The organism is Pseudomonas sp. P5_B2 (assembly GCF_056400445.1).
On record NZ_JBFULH010000224.1, the window covers coordinates 1 to 6,789 of the forward strand.

Annotated in this window: 6 protein-coding genes; all 6 read left to right on the forward strand. The window is 60.2% G+C overall.

The window, feature by feature from the left end:
- The first annotated feature begins 156 nt into the window (after positions 1 to 156).
- The 6 genes from AC1DRJ_RS16595 (at position 157) to AC1DRJ_RS16620 (ending at position 6,695) form a co-directional block, all read left to right on the forward strand.
- The gene (locus AC1DRJ_RS16595) at positions 157 to 1,398 is read left to right on the forward strand and encodes an SfnB family sulfur acquisition oxidoreductase (protein ID WP_477803105.1); all 1,242 of its coding nucleotides are present in this window, start codon (positions 157 to 159) and stop codon (positions 1,396 to 1,398) included.
- Between the two features lie 38 nt (positions 1,399 to 1,436).
- Complete coding sequence (locus AC1DRJ_RS16600; protein WP_477803106.1) at positions 1,437 to 2,630, forward strand: SfnB family sulfur acquisition oxidoreductase; 1,194 nt, start codon at positions 1,437 to 1,439, stop codon at positions 2,628 to 2,630.
- Complete coding sequence (locus AC1DRJ_RS16605) at positions 2,630 to 3,988, forward strand: LLM class flavin-dependent oxidoreductase (RefSeq protein WP_477803107.1); 1,359 nt, start codon at positions 2,630 to 2,632, stop codon at positions 3,986 to 3,988. The genes AC1DRJ_RS16600 and AC1DRJ_RS16605 overlap by 1 nt, the downstream gene beginning before the upstream one ends.
- Before the next feature lie 139 nt (positions 3,989 to 4,127).
- Complete coding sequence (locus AC1DRJ_RS16610; RefSeq protein WP_477803108.1) at positions 4,128 to 4,937, forward strand: MetQ/NlpA family ABC transporter substrate-binding protein; 810 nt, start codon at positions 4,128 to 4,130, stop codon at positions 4,935 to 4,937.
- A gap of 2 nt (positions 4,938 to 4,939) precedes the next feature.
- Positions 4,940 to 6,061, forward strand: a complete 1,122-nt coding sequence (locus AC1DRJ_RS16615; protein WP_477803109.1) for a methionine ABC transporter ATP-binding protein — start codon at positions 4,940 to 4,942, stop codon at positions 6,059 to 6,061.
- Positions 6,051 to 6,695, forward strand: coding sequence for a methionine ABC transporter permease (locus AC1DRJ_RS16620; RefSeq protein ID WP_477803110.1), 645 nt, complete (start codon positions 6,051 to 6,053; stop codon positions 6,693 to 6,695). Before AC1DRJ_RS16615 ends, AC1DRJ_RS16620 begins: the two co-directional genes overlap by 11 nt.
- Positions 6,696 to 6,789 lie beyond the last annotated feature (94 nt).

Below are 6,789 nucleotides of genomic sequence, written 5' to 3' on the forward strand. Positions count from 1 at the left end.
CGTTTAGGGTATATGCACCGGACCACCGGACATTCTTGATTTTATTCGTCGCACACCACGCGATGATCCCATGAGATGTGAGGTAGGTATGGTCCGGAACACAATCACCCCAGTGCAGATCGCCAGGGCATTGCGTGCAGCCAAGGAGYGGCACTGATGTCCAGTCTGGCAGATGCAATCGTCCACAGTGATCTGGACGTCGCCCCGTTGTTGTTGCCCACGCAGGTTTTGCGCAACGACGCTCAAGCCATCGAAGCCGCCCATGAACTGGCGCACGTCGCCCGTCTTCACGCGGCCAAACGTGATCGGCAGCGCAAGTTGCCCTGGTCGGAAATCGAACAGTTCACCCGCAGCGGCTTAGGCAGCATTGCCATCCCGCGTGAATATGGCGGCCCCCAAGTTTCGTTCATCACACTCGCCGAGGTGTTCGCGATCATTTCCGCGGCAGACCCGGCCTTGGGACAGATCCCCCAGAACCAGTTCGGCATTCTCAACCTGGTGTTGGGCAGCGCCACTGAAGCGCAGAAAAAACAGCTGTTTAAAAGCGTGCTCGACGGCTGGCGCATCGGCAATGCAGGCCCCGAACGCGGCGCTAAAAACACCCTGGAACTCAAGGCGCGAATCACCGCCGACGGCGACGGTTTTGTCCTCAATGGCCAAAAGTTTTACTCCACGGGCGCGCTGTTCGCCCACTGGGTCGCGGTCAAAGCGTTGAACGATGACGGCAAGCAAGTACTGGCCTTCGTCCGTCGCGGCACGCCCGGCCTGCGCATCGTTGATGACTGGTCGGGCTTCGGTCAGCGCACCACCGCCAGCGGCACCATTTTGCTGAATAACGTGCGGGTCGACGCCGAACTGGTAGTGGATAACTGGAAGATCAATGAAAAGCCGAATCTCCAGGGCGCCGTGTCGCAACTGATTCAAGCGGCCATCGACGCCGGAATCGCCCGGGGCGCCATCGACGATGCCATCGAGTTCGTGAAAACCCGCGCACGTCCGTGGATCGACGCCAAGGTCGAGCGGGCCAGTGATGACCTGTACGTGATCGCTGATATCGGCAAATTGAAAATCGAATTGCACGCCGCCGAAGCGCTGCTGCGCAAGGCCGGACAGGTACTGGATCAGGTCAACGCCGCACCGCTCACTGCCGAGTCTGCGGCCCGCGCCTCGATTGCCGTGGCCGAAGCCAAAGTGCTGACCACCGAGATCTCGCTGCTGGCCAGTGAAAAGCTTTTCGAACTGGCCGGCAGCCGCGCCACCMTCGCCGAATTCAACCTCGACCGCCACTGGCGCAACGCCCGCGTGCACACGCTGCACGACCCTGTGCGCTGGAAATATCACGCGGTCGGCACCTATCACCTCAATGGCACGCTACCGGCGCGGCATTCCTGGATCTGACGACCAGTACCCTTTTGACCAGATCTCTGGAGAAACACATGACTTTTTCTCACCACGTCGCGGTCATCACCAGCGATGAGCAAGCCCTGGTCGTCGCCAGTGATCTGGCCGATGACTTCAAGCGCGACAGCGCACTGCGCGACCGCGAACGCCGTTTGCCGCACCCGGAACTGGAAGTGTTTTCCCGCTCGGGACTCTGGGGTATCAGCGTACCCAAGGAGTACGGCGGCGCTGGCGTGTCCAACGTGACGCTGGCCAAGGTGATCGCCTTGATTGCCCAGGCCGACGGCTCGCTCGGGCAAATCCCGCAGAACCATTTTTATGCGCTCGAAGTGCTGCGCGTGAACGGCAGCCACGAGCAGAAACAACGCCTGTACGCCGAAGTGTTGGCCGGGCAGCGCTTCGGCAATGCGCTCGCCGAACTCGGGACAAAAACCGCTCACGACCGCGTCACCAGCCTTAAGCGCGACGGTGACGGCTCTCGTATCAACGGTCGCAAGTTTTACTCGACCGGCGCGATTTACGCACAACGCATTCCTACCTCGGTGGTGGATGAAAACGGCGTGCAGCAACTGGCATTCGTGCCACGCGACAGCAAAGGCCTGACGGTCATCGACGACTGGAGCGGCTTTGGCCAGCGCACCACCGGCAGCGGTTCGGTGGTGTTCGACGATGTGTACGTGGCCGCCGAGGACGTGATCCCGTTCCAAAGCGCTTTCGAACGCCCGACCACCGTCGGCCCGCTGGCGCAGATCCTCCACGCCGCCATCGACACCGGCATCGCCCGCGCAGCGTATGAAGATGCACTGCATTTTGTACGCACCAAAACCCGGCCGTGGATCGACGCCACTCATGAAAAAGCCACCGACGACCCGCTGACTATCAAGAGTTTCGGTCACTTGAGCATTCGCCTGCACGCCGMCGAAGCCCTGCTGGAACGCGCCGGTGAATTCCTCGACAAGGCTCAAGCCGAGACCAACGCAGAAACCGTCGCCGCCGCCTCGATTGCCGTCGCCGAAGCCCGGGCCATCAGCACCGAAATATCCCTCGCGGCCGGCAGCACGCTGTTCGAACTGGCCGGCAGCCAGGCGACCCTGATCGAGCATGGTCTGGACCGTCACTGGCGCAACGCTCGCGTGCACACCTTGCACGACCCCGTTCGCTGGAAATATCACGCGGTGGGCAACTACTACCTGAACGATGAAAACCCTCCGTTACGAGGGACCATCTGATGGCCAATGGCAAAAAGAAGATCCTGCTCAACGCCTTCAACATGAACTGCATCGGGCACATCAACCATGGCCTGTGGACACATCCACGGGACAACTCCACGCAGTACAAAACCATCGAATACTGGACCGAACTGGCGCAACTGCTGGAACGCGGGCTGTTCGACGGACTGTTCATCGCCGACATCGTCGGCGTGTACGACGTCTATCAGAACTCGGTGGATGTGCCGCTGAAAGAGTCGATCCAACTGCCGGTCAACGATCCGTTGCTGCTGGTGTCGGCCATGGCCGCCGTGACCAAAAACCTTGGCTTCGGCCTCACCGCCAACCTCACCTACGAACCGCCGTACTTGTTCGCCCGGCGCATGTCGACGCTCGATCACCTGAGCCGTGGCCGGGTCGGCTGGAACATCGTCACCGGCTACCTCGACAGCGCCGCCAAGGCCATGGGCCTGAGCGAACAGGTCGAGCACGACCGTCGTTACGACCAGGCCGACGAGTACCTGGAAGTGCTCTACAAACTCTGGGAAGGCAGCTGGGAAAACGGCGCGGTGCTTAACGACCGCGAGCAACGGATCTACACGCAACCGGAAAAAGTGCACAAGGTCGAGCACAAGGGCGAGTTCTATCAGGTCGAGGGTTATCACCTGTGCGAGCCGTCACCGCAGCGCACACCGGTGCTGTTCCAGGCGGGCACTTCGGATCGCGGTTTGCTGTTCGCCGGGCGTCATGCCGAGTGCGTGTTTATCAGCGGCCAGAACAAACCGTCGACCAAAATCCAGGTGGACAAGGTTCGCGCCAGCGCCGTCGAGGCCGGACGCAACACGGAGGACATCAAGGTATTCATGGGGCTGAACGTGATTGTCGGCGCCACGGAAGAATTGGCCTGGGCCAAACACGCCGAGTACCTGAGCTATGCCAGTGCCGAGGCTGGCGTGGCGCACTTTTCAGCATCGACCGGGATCGATTTTTCCGAATACGAAATCGACGAACCGATCCAGTACGTGAAGAGCAACGCGATCCAGTCGGCGACCAAAAACCTGCAAAACAACGACTGGACCCGCCGCAAATTACTTGCGCAACACGCCCTCGGTGGTCGCTACATCACGGTGGTCGGCTCGCCCGGGCAAGTCGCGGATGAACTCGAATCGTGGATCGCTGAAACCGGCCTGGATGGCTTCAACCTGACACGGATTGTCACCCCGGAAAGCTATGTGGATTTCATTGATCTGGTGATCCCGGAATTGCAGCGTCGCGGGTCGTACAAGACTGCTTATGACAGCGGCAGCTTTCGGGAGAAGCTTTTTCACGGCGATGCGCATTTGCCTCAACAACACACCGGCTCTAACTACCGCCATTGAACCCTGTGGGAGCTGGCCTGCCGGCGATAGCGGTGTGTCAGCCACCACAACTTCAACTGACCCACCGCTATCGCCGGCAGGCCAGCTCCCACAGTTGATCTCTGTTGTTCCAAAAAAACTTATGACTGGAAACCTCATCATGACCAAGACCTACCTCACTCACCCAGTCAAAGCACTGGCCCTGGCCCTCGGCCTGTTCAGCTCAACGGTATTCGCCGCCGACGCACCGTTGAAAATCGGCACCACCGCCGCCTTCGCCATCCCCCTCGAAGCCGCCGTCGAAGAAGCCAAAAAACAAGGCCTGCAGGTCGATCTGGTGGAGTTCAGCGACTGGATCGCGCCCAACGTCAGCCTCGCCGCCGGCGACATCGACGTGAACTATTTCCAGCACGTGCCGTTCCTGGAAAACGCCAAGGCCGCTTCCGGTTTTGACCTGGTGCCGTTCGCGCCGGGGATCATCAACAACGTCGGCCTCTACTCGAAGAAATACAAAAGCTTCGACGAACTCCCACAAGGCGCCAGCGTGGCCATTGCCAACGACCCGATCAACAGCGGACGCGGTCTGCAACTGCTGGCCAAGGCCGGCCTGATCACGCTGAAACCGGGCGTCGGCTACAAGGCCACCGAGGACGACATCATCGCCAACCCGAAGAACATCAAGATCCTTCAGGTCGAAGCCGTGCAACTGGTGCGCGCCTACGACGATGCGGATCTGGTTCAGGGCTACCCGGCCTACATCCGTCTGTCGAAGACCTTCGATGCGAACTCGGCGCTGCTGTTCGACGGTCTCGATCACAAGGAATACGTGATCCAGTTCGTGATCCAGCCGAAGAGTAAAACCGACCCGCGCCTGATCAAATTCGTCGACATTTACCAGCATTCGCCAGCCGTTCGCGCCGCTTTGGACAAAGCCCACGGCAAGCTCTACCAAGCCGGTTGGGAAAGCTGAGAATGACGGCCGCCACCCAACTGCGACTGGAGATTCCAGAGCTCAAAAACGCCCGACACACCGAACTGCACCCGGAGCTCAATCGGGCTCATGTGCGCTTCATCGGCCTGGGCAAAACCTACAACGGCCAGCAAGGGCCGGTGGCGGCACTGCAGGGCATCGACCTGGCGATCCAGCACGGTGAAGTGTTCGGCATCATCGGTCGCAGCGGTGCCGGCAAATCGTCGTTGATCCGCACCATCAACCGCCTGGAGCAACCAAGTACCGGGCGCGTGCTGATCGATCAGGTGGACATCGGCGAGTTCGATGAAGACCGCCTGGTGGCGCTGCGTCGACGGATCGGCATGATCTTCCAGCACTTCAACCTGATGTCGGCCAAAACGGTGTGGCAGAACGTCGAACTGCCGCTGAAAGTGGCCGGAGTTCCCAAGGAGCAGCGCGAGCAAAAAGTTCGCGAACTGCTCGAACTGGTGGGCCTGCAAGGCAAGCACGCGGCGTATCCGGCGCAGTTGTCCGGCGGGCAGAAACAGCGCGTCGGCATCGCCCGCGCGTTGGTGCATGACCCGGCGATTTTGCTCTGCGACGAAGCTACTTCGGCGCTGGACCCGGAGACCACCCAGTCGATCCTCGGTCTGCTGCGCGAGATCAACCAGCGCCTCGGTCTGACCATCGTTTTGATCACCCACGAGATGGCGGTAATCCGCGATATTTGCGACCGCGTCGTGGTGCTCGAACACGGAAAAATCGTTGAGCAAGGGCCGGTGTGGGAAGTCTTCGGCAATCCGCAGCATGAGGTGAGCAAGACCTTGCTCGCACCGCTGCAACACGCCCTGCCGGCAGAACTGCAAAGCCGTTTGCAACCTCACCCGTACTCTGTGAACGCTGCTGTTGTGTTGCGTTTGCAATTCACCGGCAGTGCCACCGACGAGCCGGACCTGGCCGCGTTGTTCAGCGCCCTCGGTGGTCGCGTGCGCTTGCTGCAAGGGGGCGTGGAACGGATTCAAGGCCATGCGTTGGGGCAGTTGTTGTTGGCGGTCACCGACTCGCCGTTCGATGCCGAGGACCTGAGCCAGCGCGCCAGCCAATGGGCGCAACAAGTGGAGGTGCTGGGTTATGTGGTTTGATCGCTTGCTGCAAGGCTTCATCGACACCTTCCTGATGGTCGGTGTGTCGTCATTGATCGCGCTGCTGGCGGGTATTCCGCTGGCGGTGTTTCTGGTGACCAGCTCCAAGGGTGGCATCTACGAAGCACCGACACTGAACCGTGCCTTGGGCGCGTTCGTGAACCTGTTTCGTTCGATTCCGTTCTTGATTCTGATGGTGGCGCTGATTCCGTTTACCCGACTCATCGTCGGCACCACGTACGGCGTCTGGGCCGCGGTCGTGCCGCTGACTATCGCTGCAACACCGTTCTTTGCACGGATTGCTGAGGTCAGCTTGCGCGAGGTTGATTTCGGCTTGATCGAAGCTGCGCAGGCAATGGGCTGCCGGCGTTGGCACATTGTCTGGCATGTGCTGCTGCCGGAAGCACTGCCAGGGATTGTTGGCGGGTTCACCATTACATTGGTGACGATGATCAACTCGTCGGCCATGGCCGGGGCAATTGGCGCCGGTGGGTTGGGCGACATCGCGTATAGGTATGGGTATCAGCGCTTTGACAGCCAGATCATGCTGACGGTGATTGTATTGCTGGTGGTGTTGGTGGCAATCATTCAGCTTGGTGGGGATCGTTTAGCGCGAGGGCTCAACAAACGTTAACCGAGATGGCCGCCGCGACACAYCATGTAGCAGCTGGCGCAGCCTGCGTYCGGCTGCGCAGCAGTCGTAAAACCTGCTTGCACGGTATTACTGA

Excerpts from the sequence above, each read along its gene's own strand:
- AC1DRJ_RS16620 (WP_477803110.1), top strand. The coding sequence starts at position 6,051 with ATGTGGTTTGATCGCTTGCTGCAAGGCTTCATCGACACCTTCCTGATG.
- AC1DRJ_RS16605 (WP_477803107.1), top strand. The coding sequence starts at position 2,630 with ATGGCCAATGGCAAAAAGAAGATCCTGCTCAACGCCTTCAACATGAAC.
- AC1DRJ_RS16615 (WP_477803109.1), top strand. The coding sequence starts at position 4,940 with ATGACGGCCGCCACCCAACTGCGACTGGAGATTCCAGAGCTCAAAAAC.
- AC1DRJ_RS16610 (WP_477803108.1), top strand. The coding sequence starts at position 4,128 with ATGACCAAGACCTACCTCACTCACCCAGTCAAAGCACTGGCCCTGGCC.